Here is a 16,614-nt window from a genome sequence, read left to right as displayed (position 1 = left end):
GGAGGTCTTCCTCCGGCGAGGGCTGCTGTCTGTAAACTTATCCCTTATAATACTCAAAAATCCGTCTGCGCTTCTCCCAGTCCGGGTCGTTCACCACACGCGAGGACTGGTCAAATATCATCGTTGCCCGCATCTCTGGTGTGTACTGCGGCCAATCCAGTCCCGGCGCTGCCGGATCTCCACCATGGGCGAAGGCTGTCCAGGCGGTCTGCATTGCCTCCGCCACTGCCTCCATGTCCGGCGTCACGTTCAGGCCATACTGCTTCAGCAGCGGGAGATTGTTGAAAACATATAGAATCTCCGCTCCGTGAATGGCCTTCTCCAGCAGCGGATGCCCGGGCACCGTCCAGTCGAAGCGGTACATCCAGACGGGGGCATGTCCCTGCTGCTTCTCCGCGAACGAAATCGAGCTTGCCCAGAAGAACAGGTCGGTCAGCACCTCCGCCTGTCCTTCCCAGGTATGGCTGTAATCCGAGGTCAGCTCGGAGAGGTCGTCCACTCCCATCAGCTGCTCCAGCGCTTTGAGCGATTGCTCGAAATTATCGGCCTTCTGCCCCTCGCGGAAGAACAGATTGCCTTCGTGCAGATTCGTTCCGATCAGCACGGGAATGCCGCTGGCGGCTCCAGCCGCAATGGCCTGTACCGGCTCAACCGGCAGGGTTCCCGGCTCAACGACCGGCTGGAAGAACATATTCATCGAGTCTCCGGACAGCTTGTACGCCATCCGGCCTGCGGCTTCCATAATCTCTCCGGCCGGGAGCTTATGCAACAGCTGTGTACCGCTGCCGGGCTGAAGGCCCAGCTCGGCTAGCAATGCGGCGGCAATCTGCCCGCCCTGCTCCCCATTCAGCGTCTGCGCCGCCCCGCTCTCCATAATGGCCCGGGCGAACAGTCCCTTCGCCGCAGGCATCGCCAGCAGCGCGGCAATGCTCATGCTTCCTGCCGATTCACCAAAGACCGTGACCCGCGCCGGATCACCGCCGAATGCAGCGATATTCTGCTGCACCCACTCCAGGGCAGCAATCTGATCCAGGAGGCCCAGGTTGCTGCCCAGCCCTCCGCCCAGCGGAGAGAGATGCAGGAACCCGAGCGGACCCAGCCGGTAATTCACGGTAACCACCACGACATTCCCGGAGACGGCCATATTGCTGCCCTCGAACATCGGCTGGCTGCCTGCGCCGGTAACGAAGGTGCCGCCGTGAATCCACACCATCACCGGCAGCGCCCCGGTCTCCTCCGCTGCCGCCGGGGACCAGACATTCAGATATAGACAATCTTCATCGTAGACCGGGGTGGTCCCACCGAACCGCGTCCCGCTGGTGCTGACCGGCTGCAGGCTGACCGGTCCGAACTTGATGGCCTCCCGTACGCCACTCCAGGACTCCGGCGGCTGCGGTGCCCGGAAGCGCAGCTCTCCGAGCGGCGGAGCAGCGAACGGGATGCCGCGCCACACGTTCACGCCGTTTCCCGCTTCTCCCTTCAGTTGCCCATAAGCTGTATTCACCAGTTGTCCTGACATTGCACTCATTCCTTTTCGCTTTATTCCTCAGTCTTTTCTTCAATGACTCTGTAGAGCCCGGAGCGGAAGCGGAACCACTGGAAGATATGGGTCATTACCACTTTAAGCACGGCATAGCCCGGAACCGCCAGTATGATACCGAGTACACCGAACATTTTTCCGGCAAAAATAATCACAAAAATAATCGTAATCGGGTGAATCCTAAGCGATTTCCCCATAATCTGCGGCGAGATGAACTTCCCTTCGATCAGTTGAACTGCGGTCCAGACAATGACCATCTTCAGCAGCATGAACGGTGAGGTAACCATCGCCACGATCAGCGCAGGGGTAATCGCAATGGCCGGCCCCAAATAAGGAACTACAGCCGTACAAGCGGCAACGATCGCCAGAACCAGCGAATACTCCAGCCCGATAATCAGGTACCCGATATAGAGCAATGCTCCGATGCAACAGCTGACAATAATCTGGCCGCGGATATACGATGCGATCTGATTGTTCATTTCCTGCATCACCATCCGGGACTGCGGCCGCAGTGCGGTAGGGATGAGTCTCATGAGATAGTCGGGCAATCTTTTGCCATCGCGCAGGAGATAGAAGAGAATGAAGGGTGTAGTCACTACAGCCAGAACAATTTCGGTCAGGGTTCCAACGAAGCTGCCTACGCCGCTGACGGCATTATTCAGGAAGGTTGTGGCCCAGGTCGTCACCTTGCTGGTGATATCACTAAGGTCCGTGCCTACGCTCGACTGAATCTTATTGAACAGTTCACTGCCGGTAAGCTGGAGGAATTCCTCCTGGATCTGCTCACTGTAGACGGGGAAGTTGTCAATCAGGCCCATAAGCTGGGTGCGGATGATCGGGATGACCATAAGCAGAACCAGGGTAATGATCCCCATGATGATCAGATACAGAATGACAATGCCATACGCCCGCTTCACCCGGCTTCTCTTCTCCAGACGGTCCACCAGCGGATTCAACAGATAATAGGCGATCCCGGAGAGCAGCAGCGGCGCTGCCACCGTATGCAGAAGCACAGACAGCGGCTTGAACACAAACGGAATCTTTGAGAATACGAGTATCGTTAAGCCCACCAGCAGCGCAATCAGCAGACCCACCACAAACTTGTTGTTCAGAAAAAACTTTTTGAATTTATCCGGCCATACCTGCCGTCTATCCATATCCTGCCGCCCCCTAGCTGCAACTCTTACCTGTTAAGTGTGATTATTTGCACTATGTATAAGCATAGTAACCCTGTGGCTGCAAGTCAAATCAGGGACAATCAACGCAAATAGCAGCCATTGTTAATATCAAAGGTGGCTCCTGTATAGGCTCTGGCTCTGCTGCTCAGCATAAAAATCACCGTATCGGCCACATCCTCCGCCAGCAGCGGTTCAGGATTTAACTGGTGTTCCCGGTATTCCTGCTGCCTCCAGGCGGGGATATGTCCCATCATCGGGGTGTCCGCCATGGTCGGAGCCACTGCATTCACGCGGATCAAAGGGGCAAAATTCATTGCGCAGCTCTTGGTCAAGCCAAGAATAGCAGCCTTCGTTAGACCGTATACTGCATCGGAGCTGCCTTCCTGGCCGGAGACTGATGACATGTTGACGATGACGCCCTTTTGCTTCTGCTCCAGCAGCATGCGTCCGAAGGCCTGGGAGAAGTAGACATACCCTTTGATATTGATATCCATCACCCGGTTGATCTCCTCCGGTGTATACTCCAGCAGGCTGCGGCCCAGATAGATCCCTGCATTGTTGACCAGCCCGCTCACATCGGCATGCTCTTGCTGAAGGGCTGAGAAGAAGTGCTCCACCCCGCTGTAATCGGCGACATCCAGCCGGTAGGTGTAGAGCTTATCCGAAGCGGCTTCGTGCTTCAACTCCTCCAGACGGGGACCATCCAGGTCACAACCAATGACCTCAGCTCCCGCCTCCAGACTATGTCTGACAATGGCCTTACCAATACCTGAAGCAGCACCGGTCACTATTATTTTCATTCCTTGCAGCATCCTTTGACATTCCTCCTTGTAATAGACTTAATAATTACAACCTTACTGAAAGCGCAAATCAACAATGCTTCCGGTCCGCTTGAAGCCCACCGACTGATAGACCTTATTGGAATCGGGATTCGCCGCATCGGCGTAGAGCATGGGCGTCACGCCCTGTGTGCTGAGCAGCTCAGCACATAGGGCAGCTACAGCCGCACTCGCATACCCGTGCTTGCGGAACTCACGCGGAGTGAACACTTCATTAATCCGCGCTTGCCTGGCAGACTGATGTGCCAGATTAACCATGGACACCGGCTGTTCCCGGTCGATGAGATTATGTTATGAACAGCCTGCTGTGCAGCACATCATCCCCCGGCCCGAAGCTTACAAACATCCCGTTTCCCCCTCTTAGACTTTTCTATCTATTGTAAAGCCCTCTTTGGAAAAAATAAACAGCCCTTAGCCGGAGAATTCCAGCGGCGGGCTGCACTGATCACTATATTATCATTTCTTCTTCTTACCTTTGGCACCCTTGGGAGTAGCGGCCTTGAAGCCTTCTTCATACGTATAGAGCAGATTCTCTTCGAGCTGTTCTCCCTTCAGCACCTTGCGCACCAGGCTTTTGGCAGATTTAGGGGTGACATCCCTGTACCATACGCCTTCCGGGTAAGAGATCACGACACAGGCATCCGAGCATCTTCCGTTGCAGCGGGTTACTGTTGTATGTATCAGCGCATCTGCCCCTTGCTTCGTAATCTCATCCTCAATCGCTTCCGCTACCTCTTCACCCTTATGCTTCTTGCAGTCACTTCCGTTACAGATCAGCAAATGGCTGACCGTTCCTTGCAGATTCCAGGTTGTCATGGCCTTCTTCGCCCCCTCTAATACAACTATACCCTGCTTGTCTCTGACCCTAAACTTTACCTTCCGATTCGAGGATCGTCAATAGCAGGAAAGACTGTTATACTATTACTGAGAATGATTATCATCTAAGAAAAGAGTGACTCGAAACATGCAGACGCGAAATGCCGGCAGTTCATTGCCTAATCCTCATAGCTTTTATATTCCGGTACATGTAACGGCACTGGATAAGGCTACCTTTGACCGGGAAAATCCCATCCCCCCCTTCACCTCATTCCTGGTAGTAGTCACCGGCGGAAGCGGAGTCATCGAGCGAAATGGAGAACGTATCCGTCTATCCGGCGGTCATACCTTGTGCAGTGACAGTCCGGTGGATATCAGGCTGCCCCGCAGCCATAAGCTGCAGGGTGTGTGGATCGAATATGCGGTGATCTCCGGCAACAGCCGGCCCTTCAGCCCGCTGAACCATGATCTGCCGGTCCGAAGCTGCCCTCCCCAGGTAAGCACGCTTGCTGTGCAGCTTCTTAGCAGCTGGAACCAGCCGGAGCAGCGCACGCCATTTGCCTTACAAGCTCTGTTCACTGAGCTGCTCACTGAGCTGCATAAAAGTGCTGCCGAGTACAAAGAACCGCAGGCTCAGTGGATTGACCGTGTACTACATCATATAGAGTCTAATTATAATGAAGATTTGACGAGAGAACAGGCTGCCGGACTTGCCGGAGTGACCCCGGAGCATTTCTCCCGTGCCTTCCGCAGATTCACCGGGCAGACCTTCAATCAATATATAACGCTGCTGCGCATCCGTAAGGCCCAGCAGCGTATCCTTACAGGAGCCCCGAATCTGAGTACGCTGGCGCTTGAGGTTGGTTATAGCGAAGGAACCTATTTAAGCCGCAAATTCAAGCAGGTTGTAGGGATTTCGCCTTCAGCCTATCACCGTAAAAGCAAATCCGTAGTCTCGCTGAACTTCAATCATACGGCCAGCCTCCATGCGCTCGAAGTCGTTCCCCGGCTGGGAGTCTATTCGTCCTGGATGGAGAACATGCAGCCCGTTCCCTCCAGGAAGCTGCTGGATGAAGGAATCGGCTCCGCAGGTCTATACGAACGTCTATCGTCAGCCCGGCCGGATGTCATTATCAGCTACTCCTTGCCTGACAAGAGCAAGCAGCTCCTGTCCGTCGCACCGGTGATTGAGATTTCCTTCATGCAAATGGACTGGCGGGAGCAATTCCGGCTGATTGCCGAGGTGACCGGACGTCAGCCTCAGGCAGAGGCCTGGTTAAGCCTCTATGACTGGCATTGTTACCAGGCTAATCAGCTGCTGGACCGGCGGATCGGTGACCGTGGAACCGCCATGGTCCTGGAGCTTGGCGCAGAGACGGCCTACTGCTTCAGCAGCAGCTACGGGCGCGGGACGCAGATTCTGTATCATGATCTTGGCTTCCGCCCGCCGCTTGGCCTCGTTGCCGAGGGACTGCTGGATAAGGGCTATCTGGAGATTGCCTTCCATAACATCGCCCGCTACCCCGCTGACCATATCTTCATTACCTCTAGTAGGGAGGCTGCTGAAGCGCTGGAGCCGCTGCAGAGCTTTCTTCACCCTGTACAGCAATATCATATCGATGACTCTCCAGGCGGAAGAATCTATTACCTGAATCAGCCTGGCATGTTCTACGGATTCGACCCGCTCTCCTCCGAGGCTCAGCTGAAGGTCCTGGTGCAGGCGCTGACATCATAAATTTACATAGCCGGACATCACATTCAGCCATAGTCTAATCATAGCAAACTCTGTAAAGTGTTATTGAGAATGATAATCGTTCTACATTAAGGAGGCTGCATCTTGAAAATCCCGTATTTACGTTCTCGCCGCATTCACCCGAAAGCTTGGATAGTCCTGTCTTTGCTTCTGGCATTGACTCTTATCGTCTCGGCTTGTGGGAACAACTCTTCTAATAGCAGCAATGGTGCTGCTTCAGCTAAGGCTACCGGAACACCCGCTTCCTCCACTCAGCCAGAGAAGGCTGCTGCAACCGCAGCTCCCGCCTTCCATACTGTGACAACTGTGAATGGAGATATTGAGGTGCCGGCAGCACCGAAGCGGATTGTTGCCGAGGAATATCTGGGCAGCTTGATTGCCCTGGATACGATACCGGTCGGTGCGCCCGGGCTTACCCTGGAGAATATGTACTTCAAAGAATTCCTCACAGGAGTCGCAGATACCGGCACATACGGTAAAATGTCACCGGAGAATATCATCGCGCTGAATCCCGACTTGATTATCTCCGGCAATGCAGACAGCTATGCGGCGCTCAGTCAGATTGCCCCAACGGTCATTGTGCCATATGGCGATTTGAAGAATGCGCATGAAGAGCTGACCTATTTCGGTAAGCTGCTGGGCAAGGAGCAGGAAGCGGTAGCCTGGCTGGCTGATTACGATAAGCGTATTGCTGACGCCAAGGCCCGTGTGGATGCAGCCATTCCTGCCGGGGCCACCTTCAGTATTCTAGAGCATGCAGACAAGTCCACCTGGGTCTATGGGGATAACTTCGGACGCGGAGGACAGCCTATTTATCAGGCGCTGGGGCGCAAGCCGCCGGCTGGAGTGGCTGCTGAAATTATGGAGAAGCAATGGGCAGAATTATCCGCTGAGACCCTGGGTAAATATGCGGGTGATTATCTGGTCATCACTGACAATACATGGACTGCTCAAGACTTCCAGGCAGACCCGATCTGGGGCAGCCTGCCGGCAGTCAAGAACGGGAAGATCTACGTATGGAAAGAAGAGCGCTCCTGGTACTATGATCCGATTGCCGTTCTGGCCCAGACGGAGGAGCTGGCCGATTGGCTGACCGGGGCACAACAATAATGGAGTCATGAATAAGCTGCCCGGAGCCTTCAATGGCTTCCGGCAGCTTTTGGCGTTTACCCTATCCATTACTCGGAGATAATAGCTGTAGCCCGCCGCGCCGGAACCGGCAAAATTATTCTTGCGGTGCACAAGGAGACCTCCATGAAGATTATCAGTATCTATGTTCTGTTAGCTGTTCTTACGCTTATGTTAATAGTCATCATTGATGTGATGTCCGGCATCAGCCTGCGTGCATCCATTCATTCGCTCTCGACCATCTTTGCTACAACCACACTACAGGAAGCCATATGTATCACAATCTTCCTGCTTCTCCCGTTCGTTCAGGTAGCCGTTCATGCCTCTAAGAAGCGTCAATCCCGCCGGAAACCGTCTTAATTCTTCTAACGGTACAATCCGAACTTGCGCCGGACAAGATGAATCAGCAGCAGCAGGATTGGAATCACCGCACAGAATACCGGCAGAAGCGTCTGCAGAAAAGTCTTCCCGTCATTCATATGCTCCGGATAATTCTGCGCGCTGACAAAAGAGCTGAACAGCATAATCACGCCTGCCGGAATAACCAGCCTGCTTGTATCGTTTACCTTGAACAGATCGTTGGCAATCGCAACAGCAGCATAACAGTAGACGGTCAGCTTAAAGAACGCCCCGATAATCAGTGTAAGCATAACCAGGGCATCCAGCCGTTGAATGAAATTGGCCATATTCACAAGGGTAATGGTCGTAAACATGGGAAAGGCGGTACGGCTGTACAGATTCTCGCCAAGCACAGACATTTCGATTGCATGTGTGAAGCTGAGCAGACAGGCGCTGACAATGATGGCTGCGATTCCGATTTTCTTAATTTTCCGGGATTTGTTGAAGTGGGGCAGAATGGTAGTGAAGCACATCATTTCGCCGAACGGAAAGATCAGGATGTTGGGATAGGCTGATTTCAAGGCTTGCTTGTAATCATTCATATGAAGCGGAAACAGATTCTTATACTCCACCAGCCCGGCTGAGATTACAGCAATAATACAAATGCACCCCATAATGATCACGATCCACAGGACAATCTCGGCAGTCCTCGCGAACACTTCTATCCCTTTGCTCAGGATATACATCACTGCAATAATCATGATTGAATTAATGATCAGAATCGGGGTTTTGTCATAGGAGGCCGAGATCAGCAGATCACCCGCTTCCCGCAGATTTCTTGAACCGTTATAGAGAAGCACCGGCAGGAACAGCAGACTTACCGGCCAGCCCAGCCATGGCCCGAGGATAGAACGCGTATACCCGCTTATGATCTGGTTCGGGAATTGGAGGCAGAGATGTGCGAACACCAGATACAGCAGAACGCCCCCGGGAAGGGCAATCAGAATGGCGAGCCAGACTGCATGTCCGCTCTCCAGGCCAATAGGTACAAGCACGGCGGTTCCCAGCTCAAACAGAATGATCAATGCAAGCAGCTGGCTCGGGCCGATCACTTCTTTTTTCATAACATCAATCACCTGATTTCTGCGGTTAAGCCAATTATTTACCTTCGGGGATATAAGGTTTCAGACTCATGCCTGTACTGCGGATGTAAGCCTTGATCTTGAGGTCCAGCTTGCCCTCCGCGAAGATCCGGCCCCAGTCCCCGTCCAGCGCCGCCCATTCCTGCGGATTCGTCCGCTTCAGCTCATTGCCGAAATTGAAAATATCGCTCTCCAGCTCTTGTCCCTTATGAAAAGCCTGCATCACTTCAATCCTCGTCTTCTTCTCCAGCTCTTGCTCAAGCTTCATAATTTCTTCCCGCTTGCTGAGATCCACGAAGCTGTCCGTTTCATTGACGCTCCCCTCCTCTGCAATCGTCACATGAAAGACGGGAAGGCCGTCTTCCATCGTGGTCTTCACCTCTGTTCTGGAATAAATGATATTGACGGCAATGGACTCTTTCTTATCCTTCGAATCAATATCAAGCACGGTTTCTTCTATTTGGTTAAGCAGCCACTCGGTTCCTCTTGCTTCTGAGTCCTTCATCCAATAGAGCAGCTTTCCCTGCCTGAAGACCCCAAGTCCGCTCATTATCGTCTCCGTCAGGGTCTCCGACCCCTCCAGATTGCTTTTCTTCTTCCCTTCCTCAGCGTCTCCCTTAATCTTCACCGCATTGATTGTCAGATCCCCTTCTCCTGTAATGCCATGAATGACATCGAATACGCTAATGGGCCGGTTCTCTCCCCAGACGCTGGAGGTATTCTGCGCTTTTTTGACCAGCCCCAGAGCAGGCAAACTCTCTACAGGGGTCAGGAGCTTCAAGACAGCGGCGGCATCGCTGCCGCGGGCAACCAGTATTTCTGAATTGAGCCGCAGCTCATGGGACCGCTCGAAGATATCGAAGATATCGTTAATCCCGTCCCGCGCCAGGGACTCTCCAAGTACAATAAGCTGGGTATGAGCAAAAAAAAGCTGGCGGGTCACATGCTTCGACGCCCGCCGCAGCGCACCGAACATCGTTTTGTCGGTGGCTGATACCACCACTACAGCAGGCTTACCGCTTCCGGGAGAGGTACTTGTAGATGTTGAAGACGGATTAACCAGCTGAAAGGTGACCCGGTATTCATCGGTCTCCGGAACGAGATCCATCCCGATGCCGCTTACGACGGCCAGCTCGTTCAATTCCCGGCTGTTCCAGCAGCCGCCCAGCGGCAGGACCAGCACCGCTATGGCGATCAGGCGCAGCAGCCTCTTACCGTTCATCCCGTTTCCTCCCGGCGTCCCCTTTCCCTGCAGGAGAGGCTGAAGAGCGGCTGCTGTTGTTCACCAGCCGCTTTCTGAGCTTCGTGAAGCTCTGGGGGGAGCGGATGAAGGTATCCTTCAGATTCCCCGGAACAAAGGGGCCTATAGGAGTCATGTACGGAACACCGAGCGAGCGCAGGCTGCACAGATGGGCAATCAGCATAATAGTAAATATAGCGATGCCATACAGCCCCATAAATGCGGCGATGCCCATGATCACAAACCGCAGCATGCGGATGGAGAGCGCCATGTTGAAGGCAGGCGTAGCAAAGCTGGATATTCCTGTGAGCGAGACCACGATGACCATCGCCGGCGAGACGATCCCTGCCTGAACCGCTGCTGTCCCCAGCACCAGACCGCCGATGATGGATACGGTCTGGCCGATCGGCGAAGGCATACGTACCCCTGCTTCCCGGATAATCTCGAAGGTAACCTCCATCAGGACCGCTTCTACAAAGGCAGGGAACGGCACCCCCTCCCGCTGTGAAGCCAGATTGATCAGCAGCGGGGTCGGAATCATCTCCTGATGGAAGTTCAGCGCAGCGACGAAGATCGCCGGACCATACATCGAAATGACCAGGCACACAAAGCGGAGCATCCGGATCAGCGAGGAGATATCATACCGCTGATAATAATCCTCGACCGTATGAAAGAACATGAAGAAGGTAGTTGGGGCAATCAGCACAAACGGAGTACCGTCCACGAAGATGGCAATCCGTCCATCGAGCAGATTGCCTGCCACACTATCCGGGCGCTCTGTATTGAAGATCGTGGGGAACGGGGAATATTTATTGTCCTCCACGATCTGCTCAATATATCCCGACTCCAGAATCATATCGACCTTAATCTCCTTAAGCTTATCCTTAAAGGCCTGAATCGTCTCTTCGTCGGCAATGCCGCGGATATACATAATCGTGATATCGGTGTGGGTTACATCGCCCAGCTTCATCGTTTCGGTCCAGAGGTCCGGGTTCTTGATGATTTTGCGGACCAGGGCAATATTCGTGCTGATGGTCTCGGTGAAGCTTTCTTTGGAGCCGCGGATGGCGACCTGGGTGCCCGCCTCAGTAACCGCGCGGGACTCCCCGCCGCAGGTGCTTCCACTGATGCCTCCCCCCACTCCGTTCACCAGAATAACCGTATCGCCCGAGAGCAACGCCTCCAGCAGTCCGTTAATATCTGTAACCAGCTTCTCCTTGCCGATACTAAGGGCATTCTCTTTAATATAGCTGTAGACTTCCTCCGGGGTTACCGCAAGCCGCGCACGGTCATTCAGAGCTTGAAAGGACATCACATGCGAGATGTAGTCATCGACCATCACTCTGTCGGTAATGCCGGCGATATATATTGCAGCCACACGGGCTGTTCTATTAATTAATTCATAGGTGCGTATAACCAGATCGGGACTGTTCCCGAGCCTTGCTTGAATGGTACTGATGTTGTCTTCCAGCTTAGGGGAGACCGGCGAATTTATATTCTCCATATCCGCACCTCCTGGCTCTTACTATTCGCCTGCTATCCTTTTTTTATACAGCATATGGAATGTGTAAAAGCTGAAACAAGCTGCCCCCGGTACGGAATAATCCGTGTAAGGGACAGCTTGTGCAGGTAGAGCTTATGGTATAGCGCCGGTACACCGGCTGGTATCTCAGAGCGGGGGGAAGATGTTAATGATTATCTACTACGCCAAGCGCCTTGTTCTTCTCCTTGAACCGGTCATTATGGGAGGAGACGTAGGCCACCTTCTCAGCGGTAGGGTCCATGTACAGCTTCGCGCTGTTCAGGGCAAGCACCGCGTCGGTGAATGTTCCGGCAATGAGCCGTACCTTGCTCTCATGATCCACGAAATCTCCGGCAGCGAAGATACCCGGCAGATTGGTCTCCAGCTTCCCGCTGACGTTCGCACACCATTCTCCCATATCCAGCCCCCAGTCCTTAAGCGGGCCGAAGTCACTTCTCAGCCCGTGGTTGACAATGACGGCATCGACCTCAAGCTGCTCATGCTCCCCGGTCTGTATATGGCAGACGGTCACCTGATCGATCTGCTCTCCGTCGCTGCTGTGCAGCTGGCTTACCGCACAAGGCACACGCACATCCACCGAGGAGGCCTTCATCCGGGCAATATTCTTCTCATGCCCGCCGAACTGCTCCCGGCGGTGCACCACGGTTACGCTGGCGGCAATCCCCTCCAGCTCATTCGCCCAGTCCACTGCGGAATCTCCGCCGCCCGAGATCAGCACCCGTTTGCCGCGGAAGGGCTCCAGCTCCTGTACCGTGTAGTGCAGGTTCGTCACCTCATAGCGGTCCGCGCCTTCAATCTCCAGCTTCGCCATCTGCAGAATACCGTATCCGATGGTAAGTATGACGGTACGGGTCCAGTGCTGCTCGCCTGTGGCTGAGGTCAGGATATACGTACCATCCTCCTGGCGGGCCTGGTGAACAATCTGCTGTCCGAATACAAGGGTAGGATCGAAGGTGCGGGCCTGCTCTGCCAGCTGATCAATTAACTGGCGGCAGAGAATAGGTGTTACTCCTCCGACATCCCAGATCATCTTCTCAGGATAGATCAGCATTCTTCCGCCCAGCTCATCCTTCGCTTCAATCAGCTTGGTCTTAAGATCCCTCATTCCGCTATAGAACGCTGTATACATGCCTGCGGGGCCGCCGCCAATAATCGTCACATCGTATAATTCCATTGATTCGTTCATTGATATCCCTCCAAGGTCTGGTTGTATTTAAGATTTGGTACGGGCCAGAAGATACAGAAAGTATGGAGCACCGATGACAGCTACCACAATACCGGTAGGAATCTCGGACGGCTGCAGAATCCGCCGTCCGATCGTATCCGCCGCAATGACAAGCAGCGCGCCGATCAGCGCGGAGGCGGGCAGCATCAGCTGATGCTTCGGTCCAACCAGCCGCCGCGCCAGATGCGGGCCGACCAGCCCGACGAAGCCGATGCCTCCGCTGACCGCTACGCTAGAAGCCGCAAGCCCGACCGCTGCTGCCAGCAGACGGAACTGCTCTCTGTTCACATTAGCACCGAGTCCTGTCGCTGTCTGCTCACCCAGATTAAGTACATTCATCACCCGTGCCTTGTAGATGACATAAGGCAGGAGAATCACGATCCAGGGCAGCAGGGATAAGACAAACTTCCAGCTGGTGCCCCAGATGCTGCCCGCCAGCCAGGTGGCAACGAACTGATACTTGTCCGGGTCGAGGCGAAGCGTCAACACGATCATCGCCGCGCTCATGCCTGCCGCCACTGCGACCCCGGTAAGCAGCAGCCGGATCGGCGAAATGCCCTGATGCCGCTTGTAGGCGAGGCTATAGATCAGAGCAGCAGTACAGGCCGCCCCGGCAAAGGCCACCACAGGCAACAGATAGACCGGTGCCGCCGAGGTCGTCGGATAGAAAGAGATCAGCAGCATAACCATCAGTCCGGCCCCGGCATTAATGCCGAGAATTCCCGGATCGGCCAGATCATTGCGGAAGACCCCCTGCATCACTGCGCCGGATACGGCAAGTGCGGTACCAATTAACAGAGAAATGACAATCCGCGGCAGGCGGAACTGGAACAGAATCAGCTCCTGCTTCTCCGTCCCCTTGCCGACCAGCGTATCCAGCAGCTCAAGCGGTGTAAGTCTTATGTATCCTGTATTCACACTTATAATGAACATCATCACAATCAGAACGGCCAGCACGCCGATCACCCTCAGGCCATACTTACGCCTTGCATCTTCTGAAGAAATTATCTTATGGCTCTGCATCTTTACAGCTCCCTTCTTTCTTTTCGGGCCAGATACAGGAAGAACGGTACCCCAATCAAGGCTATAATCGCACCCACCGGCGTTTCATGAGGCGGATTGATCATCCGGGCAGTCAGATCGCCCCCGACCACCAGCAGCGCACCCAGCACCGCAGAGCAGGGAATAATCCAGCGGTAATCCACACCCACCAGATAGCGCGTCAGATGGGGGATGATCAGGCCGACGAACCCGACAGCTCCCACTACAGCTACCGAGGCTCCGGCCAGTATCAGGACAATTAGCGTACCGGCCAATTTCACCAGTCCTGTGCGCTGCCCAAGCCCCTTGGCAATATCCTCACCCAGGCTGAGCATCGTAATCGAACGGGACAGCACGATGGCTCCCAGGATAGCCGCTATCACCCATGGGGACATGATCTGCAGCTGGAACCATTTCGTTCCTGCCAGACCACCGGCATACCAGAATGCGAGATCTTGTCCGATGCGGAAATAAAGGGCGATGCCTTCGCTTAGCGCAGAGAGCAGCGCACTGAGAGCAGCACCTGCCAATACGAGTCTGGCCGGGGTTAGTCCGCCCTTCGCCAGCGAGCCTACACCGTAGACAATTCCCGCTCCGGCTCCGGCGCCAACGAAGGAATAGAGTATGAGATACATGAACGGCAATCCCGGAAAAAATGCAAAGCAGACAGCCAGCGCAAAGCCTGCTCCAGAGTTAATGCCCATCAGTCCCGAATCCGCCAGCGGATTGCGGGTCATCCCTTGCATAATAGCCCCTGCCACAGCGAGGCCGGCTCCCACCATTACGCCGCCCAGCACACGCGGCAGCCTAAGCTCGCGGATGATCTGATGCTCGGTAATATCGGGATTGAAATGAAAGACTGCGGTCCATACGACCGACAGCTTAATATCTGCGGCCCCGAACGATACGGAAATAGCGATACCCAGCGCCAGCGCAATCAAACCGCCAATAAGAATTAATGTTGCCGCCCAGGGACGGGACCGCAGCTTCAGCGGCTTGGCCTTCTCATCCAGCCCGCTCCCGGACACTGCCTGTTGATTCATGAATGTCACCTGTTTCTTTGAAATTGATTCTCATTATCATTATCAATATTGTAAAGGAACAGGTCAAGGTTTGGCAATGGACAAAATAAAAACAAGTAGAAACGGCTTTGCCGTCCTTTAAAAGGAGGGCAAAGCCGTTTCAGCGAGAAGGCGGATCGTACCGGATCGCGGCCTTTAAACAACCAAATGGTCCCGCTAGCCCTAGCCCCATAGCCGCATAGCCGCAACCAAATAATGAGCCTAATCCGACAGTGCCCGCATAATATTGGATTTCGCCTCTGCCGCAATCGCTTCATTCCCGTCATCGACCGCTTGCATTAAGATCAGCATGGGGATGTATACCGCGATCAGCCGCGCCAGCAGCTTCGTGTCCTCGTCCGCTCCTCCGTACGTTTCGAAAAACACGCCGCGAGCGTAAGGTGGTAAAAAGCTATAAGCAACGCTCAAATCGCAAGCCGGATGGCCTACGCTCAGATCGCCCCAATCAATGATGCCGGAAACGATCCCGTTCTCATTCACAAGCATATTTTTGAAATGAAGATCGCCATGCAGCAGTACATTCACCGCCTCTACACGGTCATTTTGCAGACTGTTAATATACGCTTCGATCACACCGGACTCCTCCGGCGACAAGTGTTCAGCCAGCTTCGATAGAAAGCCCTCCATCTTCACTTTGCGCGATGCGATGTCCGTCAAGCTTCGATGATCCTGCTGAACTCCGCACTCCAGCGCCGTCTGCACCGGAAATTCATGCAATCTCCGCAAAAATCCCGCCAGCGTCTCTGCCGATAAAGCCCGGCGTTCTTCCGTCAAACCGATTGGGAAATCTCCCGGCACGTGGCCATAGCCAAGAAATGGTGCCGGATATTCATCACTTGCTTCGCCATAAAACAACGGTTTCGGATAGGGGATGGTCAAATAGGCCTCCAGCTTCGGCAGCAGCTTCCCTTCCATACGAATCGCGCCCACTGCAAACGTTCTTCTTGGAAACCGGAACACGTACTCGTCACCGATGAGAAAAACCGTATTGTCCCAGCCCCAGCCCAATCGCTTCACTTGCTTCGATGACAGCTGAGAGAATTGTCTGCCGATCAGCGTCCGCGCCTGCTCTTCGTTAACCTCCCACTCCGCATCCCATACATTCGTTCCTCCCATGAATTGTCTGCCTCCCCGTTCCTTCGCTCAATCATGCATTCGATACACCGAACCCACCTATGAGGTCGCCTCATTTTTTATGCTTATCAACAACAAAGTTTAACATAGCTATATTATTAAAAACAGCCTATCCTCCCGGTTCCATCCTGTTAGAGATGTAGCTGGAGCATAGGCTGTCAGATTGGCGGTTAGTTGAGTTCTATACATTCTGAAGCGTACCGCCGAATATTTTGCGGATGTACCCTTGCAGCTTGCCGATATGCGGCACGAAGAGGCTTTTGTCATACACATAATTGGATTGGGTTACCAGCTGTGAATAGAGCAGGAAAAGGATGGCCGCGAGCTCCCGGTCAATCTGCCGCTCATGCTCCATCAGAGCATACGTCTCATCCAGCGCCTCATAGAGCTGAAGCAGAGCCGTCTCATTAATGAGCTTACGGCGCAGAGGTACAAGAATATCTATAGCAATAGCATCAATCCGCAGAATAACAGCCGCCAGTCTCTCGTTCACACTATTCTCCTCCTGCAGTGACTGAATGGTTAAGCGCTTGCTTATTACCATCCTATGTCTGCCGGACCCCAGGCATGCCTGGGCAGCGGAATCAGCTACCTCGTGTAATCCTCGTATTCGT

General features: G+C 53.9%; 16 protein-coding genes. 3 read left to right on the top strand and 13 right to left on the bottom strand.

Going from position 1 to position 16,614, the window contains the following annotated elements; translation table 11 throughout:
* Positions 1-37: 37 nt before the first annotated feature.
* The 5 genes from NSS64_RS07885 to NSS64_RS07865 all read right to left on the bottom strand — a co-directional run bounded on the left by NSS64_RS07885 (position 38) and on the right by NSS64_RS07865 (position 4,373).
* Positions 38-1,519 carry a carboxylesterase/lipase family protein gene (locus NSS64_RS07885; protein ID WP_341139780.1) on the bottom strand — a complete coding sequence of 494 codons (1,482 nt, stop codon included), beginning with the start codon at positions 1,517-1,519 and terminating at the stop codon, positions 38-40.
* A 20-nt stretch (positions 1,520-1,539) separates the two neighbouring features.
* Positions 1,540-2,697 (bottom strand): AI-2E family transporter, encoded by a 1,158-nt coding sequence (locus NSS64_RS07880; protein WP_036727430.1) that lies wholly within the window; start codon positions 2,695-2,697, stop codon positions 1,540-1,542.
* A 101-nt stretch (positions 2,698-2,798) separates the two neighbouring features.
* Positions 2,799-3,530, bottom strand: coding sequence for an SDR family NAD(P)-dependent oxidoreductase (locus tag NSS64_RS07875; protein ID WP_341139779.1), 732 nt, complete (start codon positions 3,528-3,530; stop codon positions 2,799-2,801).
* Positions 3,531-3,572: 42 nt separating this feature from the next.
* Positions 3,573-3,821 carry a GNAT family N-acetyltransferase gene (locus NSS64_RS07870; protein WP_341139778.1) on the bottom strand — a complete coding sequence of 83 codons (249 nt, stop codon included), beginning with the start codon at positions 3,819-3,821 and terminating at the stop codon, positions 3,573-3,575.
* A gap of 192 nt (positions 3,822-4,013) precedes the next feature.
* Positions 4,014-4,373, bottom strand: a complete 360-nt coding sequence (locus NSS64_RS07865) for a (2Fe-2S) ferredoxin domain-containing protein (RefSeq protein WP_036727434.1) — start codon at positions 4,371-4,373, stop codon at positions 4,014-4,016.
* A gap of 148 nt (positions 4,374-4,521) precedes the next feature.
* Between NSS64_RS07865 and NSS64_RS07860 the strand changes: the two genes are divergently transcribed.
* From NSS64_RS07860 to NSS64_RS07850, 3 genes are all read left to right on the top strand, one after another.
* Positions 4,522-6,108, top strand: a complete 1,587-nt coding sequence (locus tag NSS64_RS07860; RefSeq protein ID WP_341139777.1) for an AraC family transcriptional regulator — start codon at positions 4,522-4,524, stop codon at positions 6,106-6,108.
* A gap of 102 nt (positions 6,109-6,210) precedes the next feature.
* On the top strand, positions 6,211-7,236 hold the full coding sequence (locus NSS64_RS07855) for an ABC transporter substrate-binding protein (protein WP_341139776.1): 1,026 nt from the start codon (positions 6,211-6,213) through the stop codon (positions 7,234-7,236).
* A gap of 144 nt (positions 7,237-7,380) precedes the next feature.
* Positions 7,381-7,614, top strand: coding sequence for a hypothetical protein (locus NSS64_RS07850; protein ID WP_340993528.1), 234 nt, complete (start codon positions 7,381-7,383; stop codon positions 7,612-7,614).
* A gap of 5 nt (positions 7,615-7,619) precedes the next feature.
* On the opposite strand, the gene NSS64_RS07845 is transcribed toward NSS64_RS07850, so the two are convergent.
* The 8 genes from NSS64_RS07845 to NSS64_RS07810 all read right to left on the bottom strand — a co-directional run bounded on the left by NSS64_RS07845 (position 7,620) and on the right by NSS64_RS07810 (position 16,493).
* Complete coding sequence (locus NSS64_RS07845) at positions 7,620-8,717, bottom strand: GerAB/ArcD/ProY family transporter (RefSeq protein WP_341139775.1); 1,098 nt, start codon at positions 8,715-8,717, stop codon at positions 7,620-7,622.
* A 34-nt stretch (positions 8,718-8,751) separates the two neighbouring features.
* The gene (locus tag NSS64_RS07840) at positions 8,752-9,957 is read right to left on the bottom strand and encodes a Ger(x)C family spore germination protein (protein WP_341139774.1); all 1,206 of its coding nucleotides are present in this window, start codon (positions 9,955-9,957) and stop codon (positions 8,752-8,754) included.
* A complete protein-coding gene (locus NSS64_RS07835; RefSeq protein ID WP_341139773.1) occupies positions 9,947-11,479 on the bottom strand; it encodes a spore germination protein in 1,533 nt (510 codons plus the stop codon). Before NSS64_RS07835 ends, NSS64_RS07840 begins: the two co-directional genes overlap by 11 nt.
* 184 nt (positions 11,480-11,663) lie before the next feature.
* Entirely contained in the window at positions 11,664-12,704 is a 1,041-nt protein-coding gene (locus tag NSS64_RS07830; protein ID WP_341139772.1) for an NAD(P)/FAD-dependent oxidoreductase, read from the bottom strand.
* A gap of 27 nt (positions 12,705-12,731) precedes the next feature.
* Positions 12,732-13,766 (bottom strand): FecCD family ABC transporter permease, encoded by a 1,035-nt coding sequence (locus NSS64_RS07825; protein ID WP_340939566.1) that lies wholly within the window; start codon positions 13,764-13,766, stop codon positions 12,732-12,734.
* Positions 13,767-13,768: 2 nt separating this feature from the next.
* A complete protein-coding gene (locus NSS64_RS07820; RefSeq protein ID WP_340939565.1) occupies positions 13,769-14,827 on the bottom strand; it encodes a FecCD family ABC transporter permease in 1,059 nt (352 codons plus the stop codon).
* Positions 14,828-15,067: 240 nt separating this feature from the next.
* The gene (locus tag NSS64_RS07815; RefSeq protein WP_341139771.1) at positions 15,068-15,982 is read right to left on the bottom strand and encodes a phosphotransferase; all 915 of its coding nucleotides are present in this window, start codon (positions 15,980-15,982) and stop codon (positions 15,068-15,070) included.
* Between the two features lie 199 nt (positions 15,983-16,181).
* Positions 16,182-16,493 carry a hypothetical protein gene (locus NSS64_RS07810; RefSeq protein ID WP_341139770.1) on the bottom strand — a complete coding sequence of 104 codons (312 nt, stop codon included), beginning with the start codon at positions 16,491-16,493 and terminating at the stop codon, positions 16,182-16,184.
* Positions 16,494-16,614 lie beyond the last annotated feature (121 nt).

It is taken from the genome of Paenibacillus sp. FSL H8-0122 (assembly GCF_038005345.1).
Taxonomy (GTDB): domain Bacteria; phylum Bacillota; class Bacilli; order Paenibacillales; family Paenibacillaceae; genus Paenibacillus_AQ.
This window is presented reverse-complemented; position numbering and strand designations above follow the sequence as displayed.

Excerpts from the sequence above, each read along its gene's own strand:
- NSS64_RS07885 (WP_341139780.1), bottom strand. The coding sequence starts at position 1,519 with ATGTCAGGACAACTGGTGAATACAGCTTATGGGCAACTGAAGGGAGAA.
- NSS64_RS07880 (WP_036727430.1), bottom strand. The coding sequence starts at position 2,697 with ATGGATAGACGGCAGGTATGGCCGGATAAATTCAAAAAGTTTTTTCTG.
- NSS64_RS07875 (WP_341139779.1), bottom strand. The coding sequence starts at position 3,530 with ATGCTGCAAGGAATGAAAATAATAGTGACCGGTGCTGCTTCAGGTATT.
- NSS64_RS07865 (WP_036727434.1), bottom strand. The coding sequence starts at position 4,373 with ATGACAACCTGGAATCTGCAAGGAACGGTCAGCCATTTGCTGATCTGT.
- NSS64_RS07860 (WP_341139777.1), top strand. The coding sequence starts at position 4,522 with ATGCAGACGCGAAATGCCGGCAGTTCATTGCCTAATCCTCATAGCTTT.
- NSS64_RS07850 (WP_340993528.1), top strand. The coding sequence starts at position 7,381 with ATGAAGATTATCAGTATCTATGTTCTGTTAGCTGTTCTTACGCTTATG.
- NSS64_RS07845 (WP_341139775.1), bottom strand. The coding sequence starts at position 8,717 with ATGAAAAAAGAAGTGATCGGCCCGAGCCAGCTGCTTGCATTGATCATT.
- NSS64_RS07840 (WP_341139774.1), bottom strand. The coding sequence starts at position 9,957 with ATGAACGGTAAGAGGCTGCTGCGCCTGATCGCCATAGCGGTGCTGGTC.
- NSS64_RS07835 (WP_341139773.1), bottom strand. The coding sequence starts at position 11,479 with ATGGAGAATATAAATTCGCCGGTCTCCCCTAAGCTGGAAGACAACATC.
- NSS64_RS07830 (WP_341139772.1), bottom strand. The coding sequence starts at position 12,704 with ATGAACGAATCAATGGAATTATACGATGTGACGATTATTGGCGGCGGC.
- NSS64_RS07825 (WP_340939566.1), bottom strand. The coding sequence starts at position 13,766 with ATGCAGAGCCATAAGATAATTTCTTCAGAAGATGCAAGGCGTAAGTAT.
- NSS64_RS07820 (WP_340939565.1), bottom strand. The coding sequence starts at position 14,827 with ATGAATCAACAGGCAGTGTCCGGGAGCGGGCTGGATGAGAAGGCCAAG.
- NSS64_RS07815 (WP_341139771.1), bottom strand. The coding sequence starts at position 15,982 with ATGGGAGGAACGAATGTATGGGATGCGGAGTGGGAGGTTAACGAAGAG.